Here is a 21,444-nt window from a genome sequence, read left to right on the forward strand (position 1 = left end):
TCATGGCGTCCACTTGCGCCACCGGGAAGCACCGTCGTCCCAGCAGGATGAAGCGCACCACCGCCCGCGCGGCGGGCATCGCCGCGCTCACCACCACCGGCGTCATCGGCACCGTCGCCTCCGGCCCCGCCCTCGCCGCGGAGAAGGCCGTCGAGCAGACCGGCCTCATCCCGGTCGTCACCATCGGCGACACGGTCGCCGAGCGGATCGACGACCAGGCCGCCGCGCAGAAGCAGGCCGCCGTGGCGGAGGCCGCGCGCAAGGAGGCCGCCGCCCGGGCCGCGGCCAAGGTCGAGGCGGAGCGCGAGGCCCGGGTCCGCGCCGCCCGCGCGGCCGAGCGCGAGCGCCTGAACGCCTTCGTCTCGCCGATCAGCGGCTCCTACGTCTCCACCGGCTACCGGTCCGGCGGCTCGCTGTGGTCCTCCGGCAGCCACACCGGCATCGACTTCCACGCCGCCAGCGGTACCCCCGTGCACGCGGTGGGCCTCGGCACCGTCGTCGAGGCCGGCTGGGGCGGCGCCTACGGCAACCAGGTCGTGATCCGGATGAACGACGGCACGTACACCCAGTACGGCCACCTGTCGTCCATCAGCGTCTCGGTGGGCCAGAAGGTGGCCCCGGGGCAGCGCATCGGCCTGTCCGGCGCCACCGGCAACGTCACCGGCCCGCATCTGCACTTCGAGGCCCGCACCGGCGTGGAGTACGGCTCGGACATCGATCCGGTCGCCTACCTCCGCAAGCACGGCGTGAACATCTGACGACGTACGGCGACAGATCGTACGGCCCCGGCCCGCACGGCCGGGGCTTTCGTCGTTTCCGGGACCGTACTGTCCAAAAAATATCCCTGGATTCCGACCCGCCATCGGAAATTCCCGCTGATTGCAATAGAGTCACGGAAGGCGCGTCAATCGTCGACGTTTCACGGGGATTAAGGCGGAGGTCCGTCATGCGTATTCCGGCGCACTCGGTGTGCACGGCCATCCGGGACGACATCGTCGCGGGTGTCTACGAGCGCGGCAGCCGCCTCACCGAGGAACTCCTCGCGCGCCGCTACGGTGTCTCGCGCGTCCCCGTCCGGGAGGCGCTGCGCACGCTGGAGGCGGAGGGTTTCGTCGTGACGCGGCGGCACGCGGGCGCGTGCGTCGCCGAACCGACCGAGCAGGAGGCCGCCGACCTGCTGGAGATGCGCATGCTCCTGGAGCCGCTCGGCGCCGCCCGGGCCGCCCAGCGGCGCACCGAGGCCCATCTCAAGGTGCTGCGCGGCCTCGTCCGGCTGGGCCAGGAACGCGCCAGGCGCGGCAGCAGCGAGGATCTGCGCTCCCTGGGGGGCTGGTTCCACGAGACCCTCGCCCAGGCCTCCGGCAGCCACGCCCTGACCTCGACGCTCACCCAGCTGCGCCACAAGATCTCCTGGATGTACACGGTCGACGCGTCGGCCACCCCGGTGGAGTCCTGGGCGGAACACGGCGCGATCGTGGACGCGGTGGCGCGCGGCGACGGGGAACGCGCGCGGGCGGTGACGGCGCTGCACACCGAGCGCGCGACCTCCGCGCACCGGCTGCGCTTTCCGGGCGGTGACCGCCGGGACCGTGTGAGGACTTCGCAACACGTCGTCAACATGTCCGGCCTCCGGCATTAACACGAGGGCCGTATACAAAGAAGGTAATTCGGCGGAGAGGTATTTCCGCTGCCTTTTTCCGGCGCGCCCCCACATTTACGGTGGTGTGCCCTTCGCGTGCCCGTCGCATGCTCTTCGCGCGCCCTTCCCGGGGCCTGCGGAATATCCGTCACGCGCGGCCGGTGATTTCCGCCGGGCCCGCCGGGTCCCGGAAACGGCGGAGCCGCGCCGCCCGGACCGGGCGACACGGCTCCTGCCCGCTGCGGGTGGCAGCCGGCTCAGACGGTCTCGGGAAGCTCCTCGAGCCCCTCGGCGACCAGCTTCGCCAGACGGTCGAGGGCGACGTCCGCACCCTCGGCCTCGGAGGCGAGGACGATCTCCTCGCCGCCCTGGGCGCCCAGGCCGAGAACGGCCAGCATGGAGGCCGCGTTGACGGGGTTGCCGTCGGCCTTGGCGATCGTCACCGGGATGCCTGCGGCCGTGGCGGCCCGGACGAAGATGGAAGCGGGGCGGGCGTGAAGGCCCTCGGCCCAGCCGACGTTGACGCGGCGCTCAGCCATGTGATGCTGCCCTTCGGTGTTCAGGTTGTCTAGACCAGTGTTCCACACGTGAAGCGTGGGAGGAGAGGGCCGTGCGGCCCCCTCCCGGCGTGGTCGTCGGATCGCGGCCTCGATCCGACATCCGTCCTCCACAGACTGCCCCGCGCCGTTGTCGTACGCGAGCCGTACTCTGGGCCCCATGCAGAGCGCGTCGGACCGCCACGAGTACCCCGCCCACTGGGAAGCCGACGTGGTGCTGCGCGACGGCGGCACCGCGCGCATCCGCCCCATCACCGTCGATGACGCCGAGCGCCTGGTCAGCTTCTACGAGCAGGTGTCGGACGAGTCGAAGTACTACCGCTTCTTCGCGCCCTACCCGCGACTGTCCGCCAAGGACGTCCACCGCTTCACGCACCACGACTTTGTGGACAGGGTGGGACTCGCGGCCACGGTAGGCGGCGAGTTCATCGCCACCGTACGCTATGACCGCATTGGTGCCGACGGGACGGCCGCCTCGGCGCCGGCCGACGAGGCCGAGGTCGCGTTCCTCGTGCAGGACGCCCACCAGGGCCGCGGTGTCGCCTCCGCCCTCCTCGAACACATCGCGGCCGTCGCGCGCGAGCGAGGCATCCGACGCTTCGCCGCCGAGGTGCTCCCGGCCAACACCAAGATGATCAAGGTGTTCACGGACGCCGGCTACACCCAGAAGCGCAGCTTCGAGGACGGCGTCGTGCACCTGGAGTTCGGCCTCGAACCCACCGAGCGCTCCCTCGCGGTGCAGCGCGCGCGGGAACAGCGCGCCGAGGCCCGCTCCGTACGGCGGCTGCTGGTGCCCGGCTCGGTCGCCGTCATCGGCACCGGCCGCACCCCCGGCGGCGTCGGCCGCAGCGTCCTCGGCAACCTCCGGGAGGCCGGCTTCACCGGCGACCTGTACGCCGTGAACAAGGCCTTCCCCGAAGATCTCAAGGAACTCGACGGCGTGCCCGCCCACCGCTCGGTCCGCGAGATCGACGGGCACGTCGACCTCGCGGTCGTGGCCGTCCCGGCCGACCACGTGCCCGAAGCCGTCGCCGAGTGCGGCGAGCACGGCGTGCAGGGACTCGTCGTCCTGGCCGCCGGGTATGCCGAGAGCGGCCCCGACGGGCTGCAGCGCCAGCGCGAACTCGTGCGGCACGCGCGCGCGTACGGGATGCGGATCATCGGCCCCAACGCCTTCGGGGTCATCAACACCTCCCCACGGGTACGGCTGAACGCGTCACTGGCCCCGCAGATGCCGCGCCCCGGCCGGATCGGCCTGTTCGCCCAGTCCGGCGCCATCGGCGTGGCCCTGCTCTCCCGGCTGCACCGGCGCGGCGGAGGCGTCACCGGGATCACCGGCGTGTCGACGTTCGTCTCCTCCGGCAACCGTGCGGACGTGTCCGGCAACGACGTCCTCCAGTACTGGTACGACGACCCCGACACCGACGTCGCCCTGATGTACCTGGAGTCCATCGGCAACCCGCGCAAGTTCACCCGGCTCGCGCGGCGCACCGCCGCGGCCAAGCCGCTGGTGGTGGTCCAGGGCGCCGGCTCGGCCCCCCAGGGCCACGCCGTACGGGCCACGCGGCTGCCCCGCGCCACGGTGTCCGCCCTGCTCCGCCAGGCCGGGGTGATCCGCGTGGACACCATCACCGAACTGGTCGACGCGGGCCTGCTGCTGGCACGCCAGCCGCTGCCACGGGGACCGCGCGTGGCCATCCTCGGCAACTCGGAGTCGCTGGGGCTGCTCACGTACGACGCGTGCCTCTCCGAGGGCCTGCGCCCGCAGCCGCCGATGGACCTCACCACGGAGGCGTCGGCGGAGGACTTCCACGCCGCACTGGCGCACGCCCTGGCCGACGAGACGTGCGACGCGGTCGTGGTGACCGCGATCCCCGCCATCGGCGAGGCGTCCCCCGACGACGCGGAACTGGCGCAGGCGCTGCGCTCGGCCGCGGCCGCCGGTCCCGCCAAGCCGGTGCTCGTGGTGCACGTGGAGCTGGGCGGCCTCGCGGAGGCCCTGTCCGCCGCGACGAGCACCGCCCCACGCGCGCGTACGGCGACCCCGGCCACGGCGGCGGCCGGGACGACGATGACCGGGGCGACCGGACCCGGTTCGGCGACGGCCGCGTCGGCGACGCCGACCGGCACACCCCCCGCTCCCGCCGCCGTGTCCGGCGAACCCGCCGTGTCCGGCGAACCCGCCGAGCACTCCGAAGCCCCCGAGGGCGCCCACCTCATCCCCGCCTACCCCGCCGCGGAACGAGCGGTCCGTGCCCTCGCCGAGGCGGTGAAGTACGCGCAGTGGCGGCGCGAGGCCGCCGAACCCGGCAAGGTGCCCGAGCACGAGGACATCGACGAGAGGGGCGCCGCCGCGCTGATCGGCAGGCTTCTCGCGAGCGGACAGGGCCTCACCCTCGGCGCCGACGAGACCTGCGAGCTGCTCGGCCGGTACGGCGTCCCGGTCCGCCGGGCCACCCCCGCACCCACCCCCGACGAGGCCGCACGGGCCGCCGGCGCCCTCGGCTACCCCGTCGCCCTCAAAGCCACCGCACCCCACCTGCGCCACCGCGCCGACCTGGGCGGCGTCCGCCTCGACCTCGCCGACGAGGAGCAACTGCGCCGGGCGTACGCCGAGTTGACCGAGCTGTTCGGGGCTCCGCAGCAGCTGCGCCCGGTGGTCCAGGCGATGGCTCCGCGCGGGGTGGACACCGTCGTCCGGGCGGTCATCGACCCGGCGGCCGGAGCCGTCCTGTCGTTCGGACTCGCCGGCGCCGCCTCGCAGCTGCTCGGCGACATGGCGCACCGCCTGGTCCCGGTCACCGACCGGGACGCCACCTCCCTGGTCCGGTCGATCCGGACGGCACCCCTGCTGTTCGGCTGGCGGGGTTCGACGCCCGTCGACACCCCCGCGCTGGAGGAGCTGCTGCTGAGGGTGTCCCGCCTGGTCGACGACCACCCGGAGGTCGTCGCGGTGACGCTGGAGCCGGTCGTCGTCGCCCCGCACGGCCTGAGCGTTCTCGGCGCCTCCGTCCGCCTCGCGCCCCCGCCCGCCCGCGACGACCTCGGCCCGCGGACACTCCCCGTCTACTGAGACGGCCGTGACCGGTCCCTCGCAGTCAGTGGGTCCCCGTAGGATGGAGGGCATGGCCAAGACCAGTACGACGACCCAGGGGCTGCGTGCGGCGATCGAGCGCAGCGGCTACTACCCGGCCCTCGTGGCCGAGGCGGTGGAGGCCGCCGTGGGCGGCGAGCCCATCCGGTCGTACCTGGTCCACCAGGAAACCACGTTCGACCAGAACGAAGTCCGCCGGCACGTGACCGTGCTGGTCCTCACCGACAACCGCTTCATCGTCAGCCACACCGACGAGCAGGCAGCCGACTCCACCTCCCCGACGCCGTACGCCACCACGTCCACCGAGTCCGTGAAGCTCGGCCGGATCTCGTCGGTCGTGCTGAGCCGTGTGGTCGCCAACCCGGAGTCGTACACGCCGGGCAGTCTGCCGCGCGAGGTCGTGCTGACGATCGGCTGGGGTGCGGTCTCCCGCATCGACCTCGAGCCCGCCGCCTGCGGCGACCCGAACTGCGACGCCGATCACGGCTACACCGGAAGCTCGACGGCGGACGACCTCAGCCTGCGCGTCAGCGAGGCCGGGGACGGCCCGGAGACGGTGCGCCAGACCCTCGTCTTCGCGCAGTCCCTCTCCGAGGCGACCGCGGACCAGACCGCGTAATGGCCCAGCCCGCCGTCTGGGACGACCCGGAACCCCTCGCCGTCTCCTCCGCACCCGTCCCCCAGTACGGCTCCGGCTCCCTCGCCGACCTGCTGCCCACGCTGGCCGCCGGCATGGGCGTCCCGGGCACGACCGCGGCCATCGCGGAACTCACCCCGGCCGACCGCAACTGCGTCTTCCTGATCGACGGCCTCGGCTGGGAGCAGCTCAAGACCCACCGTGACGAGGCGCCCTACCTGCACAGCCTCCTCGCTGGCTCGCGCGGCGGCACCGGGCGCCCGCTCACCGCCGGCTACCCGGCGACCACCGCGACGTCGCTCGCCTCCGTCGGCACCGGCCTCCCGCCGGGCGCGCACGGCCTGCCCGGGTACACCGTCCGCGACCCGGCCACCGGCGAGCTGATGAACCAGCTCCGCTGGCAGCCGTGGACCCCGCCGCACGCCTGGCAGCCGTACCCCACGGTCTTCCAGCTGGCCGACGCGGCCGGCGTGCACACCGCACAGGTGTCCTCGCCCCACTTCCAGAACACCCCGCTCACCAAGGTCGCCCTCAGCGGCGGCACGTTCCACGGGCGCCTCACCGGCGAGGAGCGCATGGACTTCGCGGCCGAGCAGCTCGCGGCCGGCGACCGGTCCCTGGTCTACACGTACTACGCCGAACTCGACGGCGCCGGCCACCGCTACGGCGTCGCGTCCGACACCTGGCGCGGCCAGCTCATGTACGTCGACCGCCTCGTGCAGCGCCTCGCCGAGCAGCTCCCGCCGCGCAGCGCGCTCTACGTCACCGCGGACCACGGCATGGTCGACGTGCCCTTCGACGAGGACCACCGCATCGACTTCGACGCGGACTGGGAGCTGCGCGCCGGGGTCGCCCTGCTGGGCGGCGAGGGCCGCGCCCGCCATGTCTACGCCGTGCCGGGCGCCGAGGACGACGTCCTGACCTGCTGGCGCGAGGTGCTCGGCGAGCAGTTCTGGGTGGCCTCGCGGGACGAGGCGATCGCCGCGGGATGGTTCGGCCCGCACATCGACGAGCGGGTGTACGCCCGCCTCGGCGACGTGATCGCGGCCGCCCGGGACGACGTCCTGCTCATCGCCTCGGAGCGCGAACCGAAGGAGTCGGCCATGGTCGGCAACCACGGCTCCATGACCCCGGCCGAGCAGTTCGTCCCGCTGCTCGAAGTACGCTCCTGACGACCGTCGCCCCGACCACGCCACCGACATCCCACCGAAAGGTGCTCGACTCCCCATGCCCGAGCTGGTGTTCTTCTCCGGAACCATGGACTGCGGGAAGTCCACGCTGGCTCTCCAGATAGAGCACAACCGCTCCGCGCGCGGACTCCAGGGCATCATCTTCACCCGCGACGACCGCGCGGGTGAGGGCAAACTCTCCTCCCGCCTCGGACTGGTCACCGACGCGGTGGAGGTCGAGGACGGCCAGGACCTGTACGGCTACCTCGTCGACCACCTCTCGCACGGCGGCCGCGCCGACTACGTGATCGCGGACGAGGCGCAGTTCCTCGCGGAGGAGCAGATAGACCAGCTCGCGCGCGTGGTCGACGACCTGGAGATCGACGTCTACGCCTTCGGCATCACGACCGACTTCCGCTCCAAGCTGTTCCCCGGCTCCCAGCGGCTCGTCGAGCTGGCCGACCGCGTGGAGGTCCTTCAGGTCGAGGCCCTGTGCTGGTGCGGCGCCCGCGCCACGCACAACGCCCGCACGGTCGGCGGGGTGATGGTCGTCGAGGGCGCGCAGGTCGTGATCGGCGACGTGGACCAGGCGGACACCGTCGGCTACGAGGTCCTGTGCCGGCGCCACCACCGCCGCCGCATGACGGCCGCGTCGGCCCGCGCGGCGGTCCTGTCCCCGGACGTGCTGCCGGTCAACTCCGGCTGACCGCGCACCCGCGGTCGCCGTCAGGCCGACGGGCGGGCGTCGCCCTACGGCTTACGGGCCAGTCCGGCGGCGATGAGGCGTTCCCAGACGGTGAGTTCCCGTTCGCCCTCGCCGCCCCACGGACCGTCGATCACCTCGGGCCGCCAGCGGGACGCGGGGACTATGCCGGGGGCGAGGATCTCCAGGCCGTCCAGGAGGGCCTCGATCTCCTTGTCGGTGCGCCACCGCCCGCGGCCGAACGTCTGCTGGAGGACCCGCTCGGCCTCCTCCGTCTCGGGGTTGTTGCCGGAACGGAAGTGGCTGACGAAGAAGTAGCTGCCGGAGGGCACCCGGTCGCGCCAGTAGCGGACGATCCCGGCCGGGTCCTCCTCGTCGTTGACGTGGTGGAGGATGGCGCTGAACATCACGGCGACGGGCCGGTCGAAGTCGATCAGCTCCACGGTCTCCGGGTGCGTGCGTATGGCCTCCGGGTCGCGCACGTCGGCCGGGACCACCCGGGTCCGGTCGTTCTCCTCCAGCAGGGCGCGCCCGTGGACCAGCACCTGGGGGTCGATGTCGACGTACACGACGCGGGACTCCGGGGCGTGCCGCTGCGCGACCTGGTGGACGTTGTCCGCGGTCGGAAGACCACTCCCGAGATCGATGAACTGCCGTACGCCGGTGGTCGTCGCGATCTCCCGGACCGCCCGGGTCAGAGCCGCGCGGTTGGCGAAGGCGATCGCCAGCGAACCGGGCAGATCACGCTTGAACACGTCGCCGACCTGTCGGTCCACGGCGTAGTTGTCCTTGCCGCCGAGCAGGTAGTCGTAGACGCGGGCGATGCTCGGCCTGGTGGGGTCGATCGGGGAGCCTTCATCCTTCATACGGGCCATCTTCTCCCGTGACTCCGACCGCCGACCACGGTTTCGGGAGCGTCGACCGGGGCGATCCCACGGTTCGTCAGGCCCCGAGGGACCGAAGGCGAGAGCCCTGCCGTCCCACGGGAACCGGCACAAGGAGCGCGGAATCTCTCGGCAGAGCCTTTGCCGGCACGTCTCAGCGGCACGGCGAAGCACGGCCTGACGGAGCCCGGACGTTCGTCTGTGAGGGGAGGAGGGAACCACGGGGGCCGCACCGTGGACCCGGCGGCCGTCACTTACGGGACGTCGGTCCGGGAGGCGTCGTCCTGGCCGGTCGCCAGTGCGGCCGGCAGCGGCAGCCCGTACTTGTCGCACAGGAACCGGGTCTGGCAGTAGCGCTGGGCCTCGGCGGCCACCCTGCCGAGGACCGCGGAGTTCATGCCGGCACCGATGAGGACACCCACGAACGGCACGACCTTGGCGACGTTCTTGACGGGAACCCTGGAGCCGGCCGGGCCCAGTTGCTTCATCAACTTCTCGAGGGCGGCCAGGAGGCGGTGGTCGTTGCGGAGCTTCTGTGACCAGTTCACGCGCCCCTTGACCGCGTCCGCCGCCCGCGCGACATCACGCAACGGCTTGGCCTTGGCCGCCTGTGCCATGAAGGACTGCTGGACCAGGCGTTGGATGAAGTCCTGCTCCTCGGGGTCCTTCGCGTCGTAGCCGTAGGAGTACGCGATGCGCGCTGCTATCGACGTGCTCAGGACCTGGACGACCAGGATGTCCGCCGTCATCGCGGTGAAGATACCGGCGACGGGGACCATGGCCAGCAGGCCCATGGCACCGCCTTCGGCCGCGCCGACGGCCCGCCACGTGAGGGTGTTGCGGGTCAGCAGGCGATCGCAGACCTTGAGGTCCTGCTCCCGCAGTTCGGTGAAACTGTCGATGTCGAGACCCTGCTTGCGGGCGATCTCCTCGACGTTCTTCGGGTCGTTGAGATCCGTGGCCTTGTCGTTGACCAGCTCGAGCAACGCCGCCGCACTTGCGAGCGCCGGCCGCAGGGCCGTGTCGGCGACCGCGTCGCCCGCGCGACGGACCGGTTCCGCGACCGCGTCCGGCACGGCGTTCCTGACGCGTCGCGCGGCGTTTCCCGTGACCTCACCGGTGCGACTGAGCGCACTGCTCGCCCAGTTCGGCAGACTGCGGCGGTCGTTGCGGCGCTGCCAGTGTTCGTTGAGCGCGTCCCACACCTGCCTCTCGTACTCGCTCATCGGGGGCGTGCCGTCGACGAGCGGGTCGGCGTAAGTGGTCACTGAGGTTCTCCATTTCGACGGTGATCGCTGGGCCCACGGTGTCCTGCGGGCCGACACGGCGGTGAAGCACATCGTCCAGTGGCAGGTTCTGAAGAGGTGGGGATGCACGGGAAAGATACGGAAAAGTCATCTCGAGTCGTTCGGCCGTTCAGTCGCCGAGGGTGAACGCGAGGCCGCCCGCGCGCAGTTCGTCCTCGGTCTGGGTGAGACCGCCGCGGTGGGAGACCTCGACCGTGTAGAACTTCGAGCCCGGCGTGATGTCGTCGACCGTGAAGGGGAACTCGCAGCCCAGATCGGTCTTCTGACCGATGCCCAGACTGCCCTTGGCGACGAGGGTCCCGGCGGCGTCGGTGACGCTGACCTGGGCCCCGAAGTCGATGTCGGAGTAGCCGTCCGTTCCGGTGCACAGGTCGCCGGAGTCGAGCCCCGCGCCGATCCCGGTGACGGTGAGCGTCCCGTCGGTGCCGAACGTCTCTTCCGAGCCGTCGGCCAACGACACCCCCGCCCAGCAGGCGCCCACCACGGCGGCTCCGAGTCCGGCGCCGATCGCGAGGACGGCGCCGCGCGACAGCCGCGACCAGCGGGAGGCGGACGCGGCCGGCGGGTGGTCGGGCAGGGCGGGGAACGGCTCGGCGAGCGCGGGCGCCGGCTCCTCGGCCGTTTCCTGGCCCGTCCCGGGAGCCGTGGCCGGGGGAGGGGTGTGCGGCTGCTGCTCGGGGGAGGACATCGCGGAACTACCTCTCGGTATCGAGGTGCGGAGGCGTGGAGGAACGGAGATGTGACGGACGGAGGGCGCGGCGAGCGGATACGGGGCTCAGCCCCGGCCCCGCCGGTACTCGGCCAGCGCCCCGTTCGCCCAGAGCGGGACCAGCCGGGGTATCTCGGCCGCCGGCACCCTGCCGCGCAGGGAGCGCAGGCCGAGCTTGGCCAGGGAGTCGGCGGCCTCGTTGAGCGGGTTGCCGACGTGGGCCTTCTCGTGGACGAAGGTCAAGCCGGGCGTGTACTCGGCGTACATCTGCAGCTTGACGAGGCTGGGCGTGCGGCCCTGCGAGCGCAGCCGGGTCCCGTAGCCGTCCGGCATCCGGTAGCCGCCGCCCTGCCACTCGTGCAGGAGGTCCAGGGCGTCGAGGTTGTCGACGCGCACCTCGACGGGCCGTCTGGGGTGCGCCGTGAGGATCCGCCTCAGTCCCCAGTACACGGCCCGGAGTTCGGTGACGACGACGCGGACGCGGGGCGTGGTGAGGTACTGCGGGTAGGCGTGGGCGCGCAGTCCGGTCTCGCCGGTGGTGGCGAGGTAGCCGGTGCCGACCTTGTCGCCGGCGACGGAGGCGTCCGTGGCGAGGACGACCGGCGTCCGGGCGGCGGCCTTGACCGCGCCGTCGAAGTGGACTTGCCGGGGACCCCGGAGAGCGGGGCGGGGCGCGTGGGCGAGCGGGGAACGGCGGCCCATCGACGGACCCTCCTGTTCACATCGAACGGGTGGCGGAAGAGGGGGGGGGAGGGGCGGGCGGTCCGTTCTCGGCGGACCGCCCGCCCCGGGTCCGCCGCGTCCCCCCACGAGCGCGGCGGCGGCGTGTGCGGCGGCCGGTCAGCCGACCTTGGTCCACTCCTGGCAGCCGTTGGTCTCGAAGTACTCGCCCTTGTTGACCGTCACCCGGCCCTGACCCTGGAGGTTCGCGTTGGCGATGATGGCGTCGAACTCCCCGGAGGCGTTCTTGGTGCGCGCCCAGTAGCAGTTCTCGATGACGCTGCCCTTGTCGGGTCCGGCGGTCTTGTAGGTGCCGGCCTGCATGTCCTCGCCGACGAGGTACTGGCCGTCGCCCTCGACCGTGGTGGGCGCTCCGGGCTTCTTGGCGGGCTTCGGCGTGACCGTGACCTTCTCGGTGACCGTGACGGCCGGCTCCGGTTCGCCGGCCTCGGCGGGCACGGCCGCGGCCGCGGTCTCGGTGACGGTGACGGCCGGGGCGGGAGCGGCGGAGTCGTCCTTGCCGCCGGACTCCCCGTCCCCGCCGATGCCCGCGCCGATCACGAGGGCGACGAGCGCGGTCGCTCCGTGGGTGAGCCAGGCCTTGCGGCGCGAGGGCTTCGGCCCCGCGGGCATGCCCGCCGGAGGCTGCCCGGCCCCGGCCGGCGGGACCGGCATCGGCGGTACGGCGCCCCAGCTCGGCGCGTTCCCGGAGCCGGCGGGCTGCGGGGTGCTGGGCGGGGTCGAGGGCGGGTGGCTCATCGGGGTGGTCCTCCGGTTCGGCGTCGTGGCGCTTGCTGGTCACAAGGTGCCCGCCGTTCCGGTGATGCGGTGAGGAGATCGCTGATAACCCGTATTATCAGATGGATTTCTGTCCGTCTTCCGGCCTCGCTATAGATTGCTGACGTCCGCCCCACGGAAGAGGGGTGGACAGCGAGTCGAGGAAGCCGGCCTCGGTGACCCGGGGGAGAGGGGGGACACGTCCGATGACGACGCACACGACCGCGAAGACGCCCTCCGTCATCCTGCCCGAATCCCCGGCCTGGCGGATCACGTACGCCGAGATCGCCGCCCTCGCCCAGGTCAAGCGCCCGGTCCCCACCACCTGGGCCCGCCGCCACCCCGACTTCCCCGCGCCCGTCGCCCACGAGGACGGACGTCCCCTGTTCGACGCCCGCGCGGTCGTCGACTGGCTCGCCTCCACCGGCCGCGGCAACACCGACTCCCGCCGGCTCCGCGCCGAGCTCGCCCTGCACACCCTGGCCGCCTGGCGCACCCCGGTCCTGTCCGCGTCCGTCCTGCTCGGCGCGCTGACCTCCCTAGTCTGCCTGCACCAGCAGCTCGACGCCCCCGTCGCCGACGGCCGCCCCTGGCGCACGCTCCTGGAGCGGGCCGCCGACCTCGACCCCGACGACCGCTTCCTCCTCGCCGAACTGCGGGCCCTGCCCGATCCCGACCGCACCGGCCCGGCCCTCGCCCACCTCGCCGACGAACTGATCGACGCCGCCTACAACCCCGCCGAGGCCTTCGACTGGATCCTCCAGGCCCGCCACCGCCTCGGCTCCCACGACCCGGCCACCGACGGGCCCACTCCGGCCGTGGTCCGCGCCCTCGCCGCGCTCTCCGGTGTCGACACCCTCGACGAGGGCGCGGTGATCGCCGTCCCGCACGCCTGCTCCGGTGACCTCCCGGCAGCCCTCCACGACCGCGCCGCCGAGGACTCCGGCCACGTCTACCTCGCCGCCGACCCCGACCCGGCCCGGGTGCGCCTGGTCCGCCGGCGGATGCTGGTGCGCGGGGTGTACGAGTTCCGCCTCGACGTCGTCGAGGGCGAGGAACTGACCGCCGACGAGTGGGGCTACCCGCACCTCCTCGTCTGCGCGCTGCCATACGAGGCCGCCGAGACCCGCGACGCGAAGACGGTCCTGGACCAGGTCGCCGCCCTCACCGACTACCTCGACACCGGAGCCACCGCCGTCGTCCTCGGCCCCGCCGACGTCCTCACCGGCCCCCTCGCCCGGCACGGCGACGCCGACCGCCTGCGCCGCTCCTTCCTCAAGCCCGGTTTACTCAAGGCGGCGATCAGCCTCCCCGACGGCGCCTACGCCTACCGCCCCGGCTACCGCACGGCGGTCTGGGTCCTCGCCCGCGTCCCCGAGGAGCAGCGCACGGGTCTCGTTCTCCTCGCGGACTACTCCGCCAGGCCGCTGACCGAGCCCGTCCTCGACGCGCTCGCCGAGGACATCGCCATCTGGCGTGCCTCGGGATGGACCTCCGACCGGCGTCACGAACCGCGCCACGCCGCCATCGTCCACGGCACCGACCTGGACGGCAGTCCCGGTGCCGCGTTCACCCCGCAGCACCGCACGCCCGCGTCCCGGCACCTGCGGACGGTGGTGGAACGTCCGGCGGTCATCGCGGACCTGGAACGTCGCCTGGGCGAGCTCCACGAACGTGCGCGTGCCGGCGAACTCCGGCTGCACGCCCAGGCGGAACTGCGCCCGGAGAACCAGCCGGTACGCCGTACGTCCGTCGGCCGCCTCCTGCGCGCCCGCCGCCTGCGCCGCCGCCCCGGCCACCGCTTCGCCCCCGAACACCTCACCCCCGAGGGCCACTACACGGTCCTCACCCCCGAGGAGATCCTCGGCACCGCCCGCGTCGGCGGCCGCCGCATCGACCGGGGCATCCTCCTCACGGCCTACGAGCACGCCCAGTTCACCGAACCCGGGGACCTCGTCGTCACCGCCCACCCGCACTTCGGCGTGTACGTCGACACGGAGGGCGTCTCGCTGGTCGCGGCCCCGGCTCGCATCCTGCGCGTGCATCCCGACGCGGACCCGCCGGTACGACCCCGGGTGCTGGCGGCGCTGCTGCGGGCGGCGGCGGGGGAGCACGCCCGCACCAGCGGCGCCGTGCGCGCCTCCCGCCGCATCGAGGACCTGGTGATTCCCGACCTGAGCAGCGCCGAGGCCGACCTGTACGAGGCCGTCCTCACCGAGATCGAGTCCCGGGCGGCGCTGCTGCGCGAGCAGAGCGCCGCGCTCGACGACCTGACCCGCGTGATGGCGGCCGGCATGGCCGACGGCACGCTCACCATCCAGCCACTTCCGCACACCGACGCCCACTGAAACCGAAGGAGACGGCCACCTGATGGCTGCAAGCAAAGGCAAGCCCGCCGACCAGGCGGAGCTGTTCAGCGCCTCCACCGCCAAGGAGATCCAGGACATCCTCTGGAAGGCGGCCGACAAGCTGCGCGGCTCCATCGACGCCGCCCAGTACAAGGAGTTCGTCCTCGGCCTGATCTTCCTGAAGTACGTCTCCGACGCCTTCGAGGAGCGCCGCAACGAGCTCGCCAAGGAACTCGCCGAGGACGGCATCTCCGAGGAGCAGATCGCCGACTTCCTGGAGGACCGCGACGAGTACACCGGCGCCCACGTCTTCTGGGTCCCGGAGACCGCCCGCTGGTCCTGGATCGCCGCCAACGCCAAGGCCCAGGGCGTCGGCAAGCTTTTGGACGAGGCGATGGACGCCATTATGCGGGAGAACGCCGCCCTCACCGGCGTCCTCCCCAAGATCTTCAACCAGGACCGCGTCGACCAGAAGCGCCTCGGTGAACTCGTCGACCTCATCAGCGACGCGCGCTTCGGCGGCAGCGGGGACAAGCCGGCCCAGGACCTGCTCGGTGAGGTCTACGAGTACTTCCTCGGCAACTTCGCGCGGGCGGAGGGCAAGCGGGGCGGCGAGTTCTACACGCCGAGCTCCGTCGTCCGGCTCATCGTGGAAATCCTGGAGCCGTACGAGGGGCGGGTGTACGACCCGGCGTGTGGGTCGGGCGGCATGTTCGTGCAGGCGGCCAAGTTCATCGAGGCGCACCGGGGGCGCGGCCACAAGACCGACATCTCCGTCTACGGTCAGGAGCTCAACGAGCGCACCTGGCGCCTGGGCAAGATGAACCTCGCCATCCACGGCATCGACGGCAACCTCGCCGCCCGCTGGGGCGACACCTTCGCCGACGACAAGCACCCGGACCTCAAGGCCGACTTCGTGATGGCCAACCCGCCCTTCAACATCAAGGACTGGGCGCGGGACGAGACCGATCCGCGTTGGAAGTACGGGGTTCCGCCGAAGAACAACGCCAACTATGCGTGGCTCCAGCACATGATCTCCAAGCTGGGGGAGAGGGGAACGGCGGGCATCGTCCTGGCGAACGGCTCGATGAGCTCCCAGTCCAGTGGCGAGGGCGAGATCAGGCGGGCCCTGATCGAAGCCGATCTGGTGGCGTGCATGGTGGCGTTGCCTTCGCAGCTTTTCCGGACGACGCAGATCCCGGCATGCCTTTGGTTCCTGTCCAAGGACAAGTCGCCGCAGGGGGCGCGGCGGTTGGATGACCGGCGGGGCGAGATCTTGTTCATCGACGCTCGGACGATGGGCGAGATGGCCGACCGTACGGAACGCATTTTCGCAGAGGCCGACCTTGGGAAGATTGCCGACGCTTATCACGCGTGGCGCGGTACGGCGTCGGCGCGCGAGGCGGGGCTGACCTACAAGGACGTGCCGGGCTTCTGCTACTCGGCCGACTTGGAGAAGGTGCGGGAGCACGGGTATGTGCTGACGCCGGGCCGGTACGTGGGGGCCGTGGAGGCGGAGGAAGAGGACGCGGAGGCTGTCGCTGAGCGGATCAGCAAGCTGACTGAGGAGCTGTACGAGTTGTTCGACAAGTCGGCAGAACTGGAGAAGATGGTGCGCGAGCAGTTGGAGGACGTCCGATGACGGTTCTGACCCTTGCCGGCCTCTGCGACCTGGTCGTGGACTGCAAAAACCGTACGCCGCCCGAGGCCACTCCCGGCGAAGAGATCGCGGGATTTGCCATTGGCACTCCTAATATCATTGACGGACGTATCCGGCTATCGGATGCCAAGCCGGTGAATGGTGAGACCTTTGCCACGTGGACAGCTCGCGCGGTGCCGAAAGTGGGAGACATCGTTCTCACCCGCGAGGCCCCCGTGGGGCGAGTCGGCCGTGTCGAAGATGGGATGCGCCTCTGTCTTGGGCAGCGGACTATGCTGCTACGGCCGAACGAGCAGCGTTCCGACTCCCGTTTTCTCCACTACTTCCTCTTGAGTCCCGCCGTTCAAGAACTCCTGCACTCTCAAGCCTCGGGGTCGACCGTGGCCCACTTGCGTGTAGCCCAGGTGCGCGACCTGCGCATTCCACTGGTACCGGACGTCGTAGAACAGCGGCGAATCGGCTCTGTGCTGGGAGCACTGGACGACAAGATTGCCGTCAACGAGCGCATCGCGACCACGGCCCTGGAGTTGTGCTCGGCTAAGTTCCGGCTTCTCCGTGGATCGGCCGATGAAGAGGTGACCGTAGGCGACCTGGCCGAACTCAAGTACGGGAAGTCTCTTCCCGCGGCACGCCGTATTGCGGGTGAGATTCCTGTTTTCGGCAGCGGGGGTATCAGCGGCTCTCATGACGAGCCCTTGGTGAAGGGGCCGGGAATCATCGTCGGCCGCAAGGGGACCGTCGGGTCCGTTTACTGGTCAGAGGTGGATTTCTTCCCCATCGACACCACCTTCTACGTGGAGTGTAAGAACGGCAGGGCGTCCTTGGAGTACCTATATTTCGCCCTGAGGAGCCTTGGGCTGGAGCACATGAACTCCGACTCCGCTGTGCCGGGCCTCAACCGGGACAGGGCTCAATCGCAGCTACTTCGGATTCCGGCAACGGACGCCATGCGGAACTTCACGACCGAGGTGCGCGACCTCTTCCGGCTGCAGCGCACCCGCGAGGAGGAGAACCGCGCCCTTGCCACCCTCCGTAACACTCTCCTCCCCCAACTCATGTCCGGCCGCCTCCGCGTCAAGGACGCCGAGAAGATTGTCGAGGACGCCACATGACGATGCCCTACGGTGGAACCGAGCCCCACGACAGAACCCACAGTCGCCCCACCGAAGCCGACTGGGAGCTGCTCGCCCTCGACGAGCTAGCCGAGTTGGCCTGGCAGTCGGCCTCCGGCAACGAGTTCGCGCCCGGCTCCGGGCACCGCAAGTCCTGGGACGACCTGATCCTCTACCCGGACCTCCAGGAGGCGATCGAGCGCCTGAACCCGGAGCTGCCTCCGGACGCCGTCCACGATGCCGTGACGACCGCTGCCACCCCCGGCTCCCAGGACACCTACGAGGAGAACCGGGCCGCCCACCGCCACCTCACCACCGGCATACGCTCGGTCACCTACACCGACTCCCACGGCGCCGAGCACAACCCCACCATCCGCCTCCTCGACCTGGACGACCCGGACGCGAACACCTACCGCGCCCTCAACCAGGTCACGGTGATCGACGGCGACAGGAACCGCCGCTTCGACGTCATCCTGTACGTCAACGGCCTGCCCCTCGCCGCCATCGAGCTGAAGCGCGCCGGCGACGAGGACGCGACGCTCCAGACCGCCCACGCCCAGGTGGCGCGGTACGTCCAGGAGTTCCCGACCGCCTTCCGCTACAACACGGTCGTCCTGCTCTCCGACGGCATCACCGCGAAGTACGGCACGCCGTTCACTCCGTACGAGCACTTCGCCCCGTGGAACACGGACGAGTTCGGCGCCCGCGTCGACCCGCTGACCGCCGACGGCTTCTCGGAGTCGGGGCAGAACCTGGCGCTGCACGGCCTGTTCACCCAGTCCCGCTTCCTCGAACTGGTCCACTCCTTCATCAACTTCGTCCCGTCCAAGCGGATGAAGCGGATCGCGAAGCCGCACCAGTACCACGCGGTCACCCGCGCCGCCGACGCCGTCCGCACGGCCTCGGCGAGCGACGGCAAGGCCGGCGTCGTCTGGCACACCCAGGGGTCGGGCAAGTCGGAGGAGATGGTCCTCACCACGACCATGGTGATGCGGGACCCGGCCCTGCTGAACCCCACCGTCGTGGTCGTCACCGACCGCACGGACCTCGACGACCAGCTCTACTCGACGTTCCAGGAGAGCGAGATCCTCCCGGAGACGCCGAAGCAGGTCGTCACCCGCGCCGAACTCCGGGAGGAGCTCGCGGCGAAGAGGACGGGAGGGATCCTCTTCACCACGCTCCAGAAGTTCGGCAGGACCAAGGAGGAGCGGGAGTCGGGCACCGACCACCCGATGCTCTCCGACCGCCGGAACATCGTCGTCATCGTCGACGAGGCGCACCGCAGCCACTACGACGACCTCAACGGCCTCGCCCGCCACCTGCGCGACGCGCTCCCGCACGCCACACTGCTCGCCTTCACCGGAACGCCGATCTCGGAGGCCGACCGCAACACCCGCGAGGTGTTCGGCGACTACATCGACGTCTACGACCTCAAGCGGGCCGCCGACGACGGCGCGACCGTGAAGGTTTACCACGAGAGCCGCGTGATTCAGCTCGTCCTGGACCGCGACGTCGACCCGACCACCATCGACGAGGAGGCCGACCGCATCACCGACGGCCTCGACGACACCGAGCGCCGCCGTGTCGAACAGGCCGTGGCGACGATGAACGCCATGTACGGCGCCCCGGCCCGGATACGGGACCTCGCGGCCGACCTGGTGGAGCACTGGGAGGCACGCCGGAAGCGGATGAAGCCGTTCGTCGGTGCCTCCGAGTCGGGCGGGGCGCCCGGCAAGGCGATGGTGGTGTGCGCGACCCGCGAGATCTGCGTCCGCGTCTACGACGCCCTACGCGAGCTGCGTCCCGAGTGGCACAGCGACGAGTTCGAGAAGGGCACGATGAAGATCGTCTTCTCGTCGAACTCCCGCAAGGACTCGGACGCCCTGCTCGACCACGCGCTGACCGACAGCCGCCGCAAGGCCGTCATCAACCGGGCCAAGAACCCCGACGACGAGCTGGAACTGCTCATCGTCAACAACATGCTGCTGACCGGCTTCGACGCCCCGCCGATCCACACCATGTACCTGGACCGGCCGCTCAAGGGCGCCAATCTGATGCAGGCCCTGGCTCGCGTCAACCGCCGCTTCCGCGGCAAGGAGGACGGCCTCCTCGTCGGCTACGCCCCGCTGACGGAGAACCTCCAGCGGGCCATCGCCGAGTACACCGAGGCCGACCAGCGCGACCGCACCCTCGGCCAGGACGTCGAGCGCGCGCTGGACGAGCTGCGCAACGAGTACGACATCCTCACCGGCATCCTGCGCGGCTTCGAGTGGGAACCCCTGCTCGACCGCCCCGGCCCCCGTGCCTTCGTCGACGCGGCCCTGAAGACCGCCAACCACCTGCGCGATCCCCGCACCAAGGGCAACAACCCCGACCTGCTCGACGACCCGCGCCAGACCCTGGGCCGCCGTTTCCGCGACCACGCCTACCGGCTGGAGCGCTTCTGGGCGCTGGCGGGCAGCTCGAAGGAGGTGGGGGAGCGGTTCGCGGACGCGCCGGCCTGGAAGCGGCACATCCAGTTCTTCGTCGAGGTCCGCGCCTACATGGCCAAGCTGGACGCCATGGAGCGCGAGGCACGCGGCCTCCCCGTGGCCCGCGACGTCGAGCTGTACCTCTCCCAGCTCACGTCGTCCGTGGTGGAGACGGGTGGAGTGACGGACCTGTTCGCCGAGGCCGGACTGGAGACCGCCGACCTCACCCACCTCACCGACGCACTCGTCGCCCAGCTCCAGCAGAGCGACACCCCGCACCTGGCGGCCGAGGCGCTGCGGAGGCTCGTCGAGCGGAAGATGCGCGAGGTCACCCGGCACAACATCGTCCGGCAGACGACGTTCTCCGAGCGCCTCCAGGACCTGATGGTGCGCTACATGCGCCAGCAGTACACCAGCGCCGAACTCATCGCCAAGCTGGTCGAGATGGCCAAGGACGTCATGGCCGACGCCAACCGGGGCGAGAAGTTCGACCCGCCCCTGAACTGGCGCGAACTCGCCTTCTACGACGCCGTCGCCGACCACGGTACGGCCCGTTCCCTGATGGGCGACGAGGTCCTGGCCGGCATCGCCCGCGAACTCGTCGCCGAGGTCCGCCGCCAGCTCAAGCCCGACTGGATCGCCCGTGAGTCCGTCCGCGCCCGCCTGCGCAGCACTATCAAGCGCCTCCTGGCCCGCAACAACTACCCGCCGGACCAGCAGAAGGAGGCCATCGACCTGGTCCTCCGCCAGATGGAACACTTCGCCAACGAGTGGTCCGTAAACGGTACGCCGAACGACTGAAGTGGTTCCAACGGACGTCTGATCTTGGGGGTTACTGTGAGTGAGCTAGCCGAGCTTGTTGCCAAACTGGAGCGGCAGGTGCGTGAGGCGGAGGAGGTGCGCCGGATCACCGAGCGTCTGTGGGACGCCTGCGAGGAACTGCTCGATGAGATTCGGCATATTTCTCCCTCCGTCTCTGAGCTCAGATGGGAGCTTGACGGGTACATCGCGGACTGCGACTACTCAGCTGTGCAGCGCTCGACGTACGAGATTCGCGGAGCCACTAACGGCGACAGGCTGCTGCCCGTACTTCGCCAGGCCCTCCTGCTCCGAGCGCTCCGAGACGGAGACGGCACAACGCTTCCGGATCCGGCGGAGATTGAGACGTTGCCGGAGTTGTCCGCCGAAGAGTCAGCGCATCCCACCCTCACCTGGGAAGAGCTGCTGCGTGACTCTCAACGGGAACTTGAAGAACGAGAGGCGTCCGCACGGCACATCTGGTGCGACGAAGATGACGAGGCCGACCTTGACGATGCCCTTCACGAAGCACGAACGGACGTCATCCGAGACCGGGCGACCCGCGCGGGGCGGCATCTCATGGAGTTGTGCGAGTACATCGCCGAGGAGCTCTGTCCCAGGCTCGTGACCAGCGCCGAGAACGGGAACATCAAGGAAGCGCTTGAGACGCTCGCGGCCGTGGACGCTGCCGGCAGGGAGGCGGAAGCGGCGTACGAGGTCTATGAAGTGGCGCTCTCTAAGCAGTACGAGAACAGTCCTTCCTCATTGGGCGCCGTGGGCGAACATCTCATGCTGTTCGAAAGCTGGCTCGGCACCCAGTAGGCCCCACCTAGGAGCAGGACAACAGGTACAAGGAGGG

General features: G+C 70.8%; 17 protein-coding genes. 11 read left to right on the forward strand and 6 right to left on the reverse strand.

What is annotated here, in order from left to right; all coding sequences use genetic code 11:
• Positions 1–2 precede the first annotated feature (2 nt).
• Positions 3–758, forward strand: coding sequence for a M23 family metallopeptidase (locus ACH4N1_RS24740; protein WP_398100164.1), 756 nt, complete (start codon positions 3–5; stop codon positions 756–758).
• 188 nt (positions 759–946) lie between these two features.
• Entirely contained in the window at positions 947–1,639 is a 693-nt protein-coding gene (locus tag ACH4N1_RS24745; RefSeq protein WP_398100166.1) for a GntR family transcriptional regulator, read from the forward strand.
• Between the two features lie 257 nt (positions 1,640–1,896).
• On the opposite strand, the gene ACH4N1_RS24750 is transcribed toward ACH4N1_RS24745, so the two are convergent.
• The gene (locus ACH4N1_RS24750) at positions 1,897–2,178 is read right to left on the reverse strand and encodes an HPr family phosphocarrier protein (RefSeq protein ID WP_079659035.1); all 282 of its coding nucleotides are present in this window, start codon (positions 2,176–2,178) and stop codon (positions 1,897–1,899) included.
• Between the two features lie 178 nt (positions 2,179–2,356).
• Between ACH4N1_RS24750 and ACH4N1_RS24755 the strand changes: the two genes are divergently transcribed.
• From ACH4N1_RS24755 to ACH4N1_RS24770, 4 genes are read left to right on the forward strand one after another with little or no spacing between them, the layout of a single operon-like run.
• Positions 2,357–5,269 carry a GNAT family N-acetyltransferase gene (locus ACH4N1_RS24755; protein WP_398100168.1) on the forward strand — a complete coding sequence of 971 codons (2,913 nt, stop codon included), beginning with the start codon at positions 2,357–2,359 and terminating at the stop codon, positions 5,267–5,269.
• A gap of 43 nt (positions 5,270–5,312) precedes the next feature.
• Positions 5,313–5,909, forward strand: a complete 597-nt coding sequence (locus ACH4N1_RS24760; protein ID WP_398100264.1) for a DUF5998 family protein — start codon at positions 5,313–5,315, stop codon at positions 5,907–5,909.
• Positions 5,909–7,099, forward strand: coding sequence for an alkaline phosphatase family protein (locus tag ACH4N1_RS24765; RefSeq protein WP_398100170.1), 1,191 nt, complete (start codon positions 5,909–5,911; stop codon positions 7,097–7,099). Before ACH4N1_RS24760 ends, ACH4N1_RS24765 begins: the two co-directional genes overlap by 1 nt.
• 55 nt (positions 7,100–7,154) lie before the next feature.
• On the forward strand, positions 7,155–7,802 hold the full coding sequence (locus ACH4N1_RS24770) for a thymidine kinase (RefSeq protein ID WP_398100172.1): 648 nt from the start codon (positions 7,155–7,157) through the stop codon (positions 7,800–7,802).
• Positions 7,803–7,846: 44 nt separating this feature from the next.
• Here ACH4N1_RS24770 and ACH4N1_RS24775 read toward each other — a convergent pair whose 3' ends face one another.
• The 5 genes from ACH4N1_RS24775 to ACH4N1_RS24795 all read right to left on the reverse strand — a co-directional run bounded on the left by ACH4N1_RS24775 (position 7,847) and on the right by ACH4N1_RS24795 (position 12,178).
• On the reverse strand, positions 7,847–8,665 hold the full coding sequence (locus ACH4N1_RS24775) for an SAM-dependent methyltransferase (RefSeq protein ID WP_398100173.1): 819 nt from the start codon (positions 8,663–8,665) through the stop codon (positions 7,847–7,849).
• A 272-nt stretch (positions 8,666–8,937) separates the two neighbouring features.
• Complete coding sequence (locus tag ACH4N1_RS24780; protein ID WP_398100175.1) at positions 8,938–9,951, reverse strand: EcsC family protein; 1,014 nt, start codon at positions 9,949–9,951, stop codon at positions 8,938–8,940.
• A gap of 148 nt (positions 9,952–10,099) precedes the next feature.
• Positions 10,100–10,678 carry a hypothetical protein gene (locus ACH4N1_RS24785; protein ID WP_398100177.1) on the reverse strand — a complete coding sequence of 193 codons (579 nt, stop codon included), beginning with the start codon at positions 10,676–10,678 and terminating at the stop codon, positions 10,100–10,102.
• A gap of 87 nt (positions 10,679–10,765) precedes the next feature.
• Entirely contained in the window at positions 10,766–11,401 is a 636-nt protein-coding gene (locus ACH4N1_RS24790) for a hypothetical protein (protein ID WP_398100178.1), read from the reverse strand.
• 138 nt (positions 11,402–11,539) lie between these two features.
• Positions 11,540–12,178, reverse strand: coding sequence for a hypothetical protein (locus ACH4N1_RS24795; RefSeq protein WP_398100180.1), 639 nt, complete (start codon positions 12,176–12,178; stop codon positions 11,540–11,542).
• A 224-nt stretch (positions 12,179–12,402) separates the two neighbouring features.
• On the opposite strand from ACH4N1_RS24795, the gene ACH4N1_RS24800 reads away from it, so the two are divergent.
• The 5 genes from ACH4N1_RS24800 to ACH4N1_RS24820 are packed head-to-tail and all read left to right on the forward strand — an operon-like array spanning position 12,403 to position 21,407.
• Entirely contained in the window at positions 12,403–14,544 is a 2,142-nt protein-coding gene (locus tag ACH4N1_RS24800; RefSeq protein WP_398100182.1) for a hypothetical protein, read from the forward strand.
• A gap of 22 nt (positions 14,545–14,566) precedes the next feature.
• Positions 14,567–16,186 (forward strand): type I restriction-modification system subunit M, encoded by a 1,620-nt coding sequence (locus ACH4N1_RS24805; RefSeq protein WP_398100183.1) that lies wholly within the window; start codon positions 14,567–14,569, stop codon positions 16,184–16,186.
• Positions 16,183–17,316 carry a restriction endonuclease subunit S gene (locus ACH4N1_RS24810; protein ID WP_398100185.1) on the forward strand — a complete coding sequence of 378 codons (1,134 nt, stop codon included), beginning with the start codon at positions 16,183–16,185 and terminating at the stop codon, positions 17,314–17,316. The genes ACH4N1_RS24805 and ACH4N1_RS24810 overlap by 4 nt, the downstream gene beginning before the upstream one ends.
• Positions 17,313–20,588 carry a type I restriction endonuclease subunit R gene (locus tag ACH4N1_RS24815; RefSeq protein ID WP_398100186.1) on the forward strand — a complete coding sequence of 1,092 codons (3,276 nt, stop codon included), beginning with the start codon at positions 17,313–17,315 and terminating at the stop codon, positions 20,586–20,588. Before ACH4N1_RS24810 ends, ACH4N1_RS24815 begins: the two co-directional genes overlap by 4 nt.
• 36 nt (positions 20,589–20,624) lie before the next feature.
• Positions 20,625–21,407, forward strand: a complete 783-nt coding sequence (locus tag ACH4N1_RS24820; RefSeq protein ID WP_398100187.1) for a hypothetical protein — start codon at positions 20,625–20,627, stop codon at positions 21,405–21,407.
• Positions 21,408–21,444: the final 37 nt, after the last annotated feature.

Origin of the sequence: Streptomyces sp. NPDC017202, assembly GCF_044331705.1 — a bacterium.
Lineage (GTDB): Bacteria > Actinomycetota > Actinomycetes > Streptomycetales > Streptomycetaceae > Streptomyces.

What these genes read in the sequence shown, in the direction of transcription:
- ACH4N1_RS24745 (WP_398100166.1), top strand. Translation starts at nt 947, where the DNA reads ATGCGTATTCCGGCGCACTCGGTGTGCACGGCCATCCGGGACGACATC.
- ACH4N1_RS24815 (WP_398100186.1), top strand. Translation starts at nt 17,313, where the DNA reads ATGACGATGCCCTACGGTGGAACCGAGCCCCACGACAGAACCCACAGT.
- ACH4N1_RS24770 (WP_398100172.1), top strand. Translation starts at nt 7,155, where the DNA reads ATGCCCGAGCTGGTGTTCTTCTCCGGAACCATGGACTGCGGGAAGTCC.
- ACH4N1_RS24800 (WP_398100182.1), top strand. Translation starts at nt 12,403, where the DNA reads ATGACGACGCACACGACCGCGAAGACGCCCTCCGTCATCCTGCCCGAA.
- ACH4N1_RS24750 (WP_079659035.1), bottom strand. Translation starts at nt 2,178, where the DNA reads ATGGCTGAGCGCCGCGTCAACGTCGGCTGGGCCGAGGGCCTTCACGCC.
- ACH4N1_RS24775 (WP_398100173.1), bottom strand. Translation starts at nt 8,665, where the DNA reads ATGAAGGATGAAGGCTCCCCGATCGACCCCACCAGGCCGAGCATCGCC.
- ACH4N1_RS24760 (WP_398100264.1), top strand. Translation starts at nt 5,313, where the DNA reads ATGGAGGGCATGGCCAAGACCAGTACGACGACCCAGGGGCTGCGTGCG.
- ACH4N1_RS24805 (WP_398100183.1), top strand. Translation starts at nt 14,567, where the DNA reads ATGGCTGCAAGCAAAGGCAAGCCCGCCGACCAGGCGGAGCTGTTCAGC.
- ACH4N1_RS24785 (WP_398100177.1), bottom strand. Translation starts at nt 10,678, where the DNA reads ATGTCCTCCCCCGAGCAGCAGCCGCACACCCCTCCCCCGGCCACGGCT.
- ACH4N1_RS24755 (WP_398100168.1), top strand. Translation starts at nt 2,357, where the DNA reads ATGCAGAGCGCGTCGGACCGCCACGAGTACCCCGCCCACTGGGAAGCC.
- ACH4N1_RS24790 (WP_398100178.1), bottom strand. Translation starts at nt 11,401, where the DNA reads ATGGGCCGCCGTTCCCCGCTCGCCCACGCGCCCCGCCCCGCTCTCCGG.
- ACH4N1_RS24740 (WP_398100164.1), top strand. Translation starts at nt 3, where the DNA reads ATGGCGTCCACTTGCGCCACCGGGAAGCACCGTCGTCCCAGCAGGATG.
- ACH4N1_RS24765 (WP_398100170.1), top strand. Translation starts at nt 5,909, where the DNA reads ATGGCCCAGCCCGCCGTCTGGGACGACCCGGAACCCCTCGCCGTCTCC.
- ACH4N1_RS24795 (WP_398100180.1), bottom strand. Translation starts at nt 12,178, where the DNA reads ATGAGCCACCCGCCCTCGACCCCGCCCAGCACCCCGCAGCCCGCCGGC.
- ACH4N1_RS24810 (WP_398100185.1), top strand. Translation starts at nt 16,183, where the DNA reads ATGACGGTTCTGACCCTTGCCGGCCTCTGCGACCTGGTCGTGGACTGC.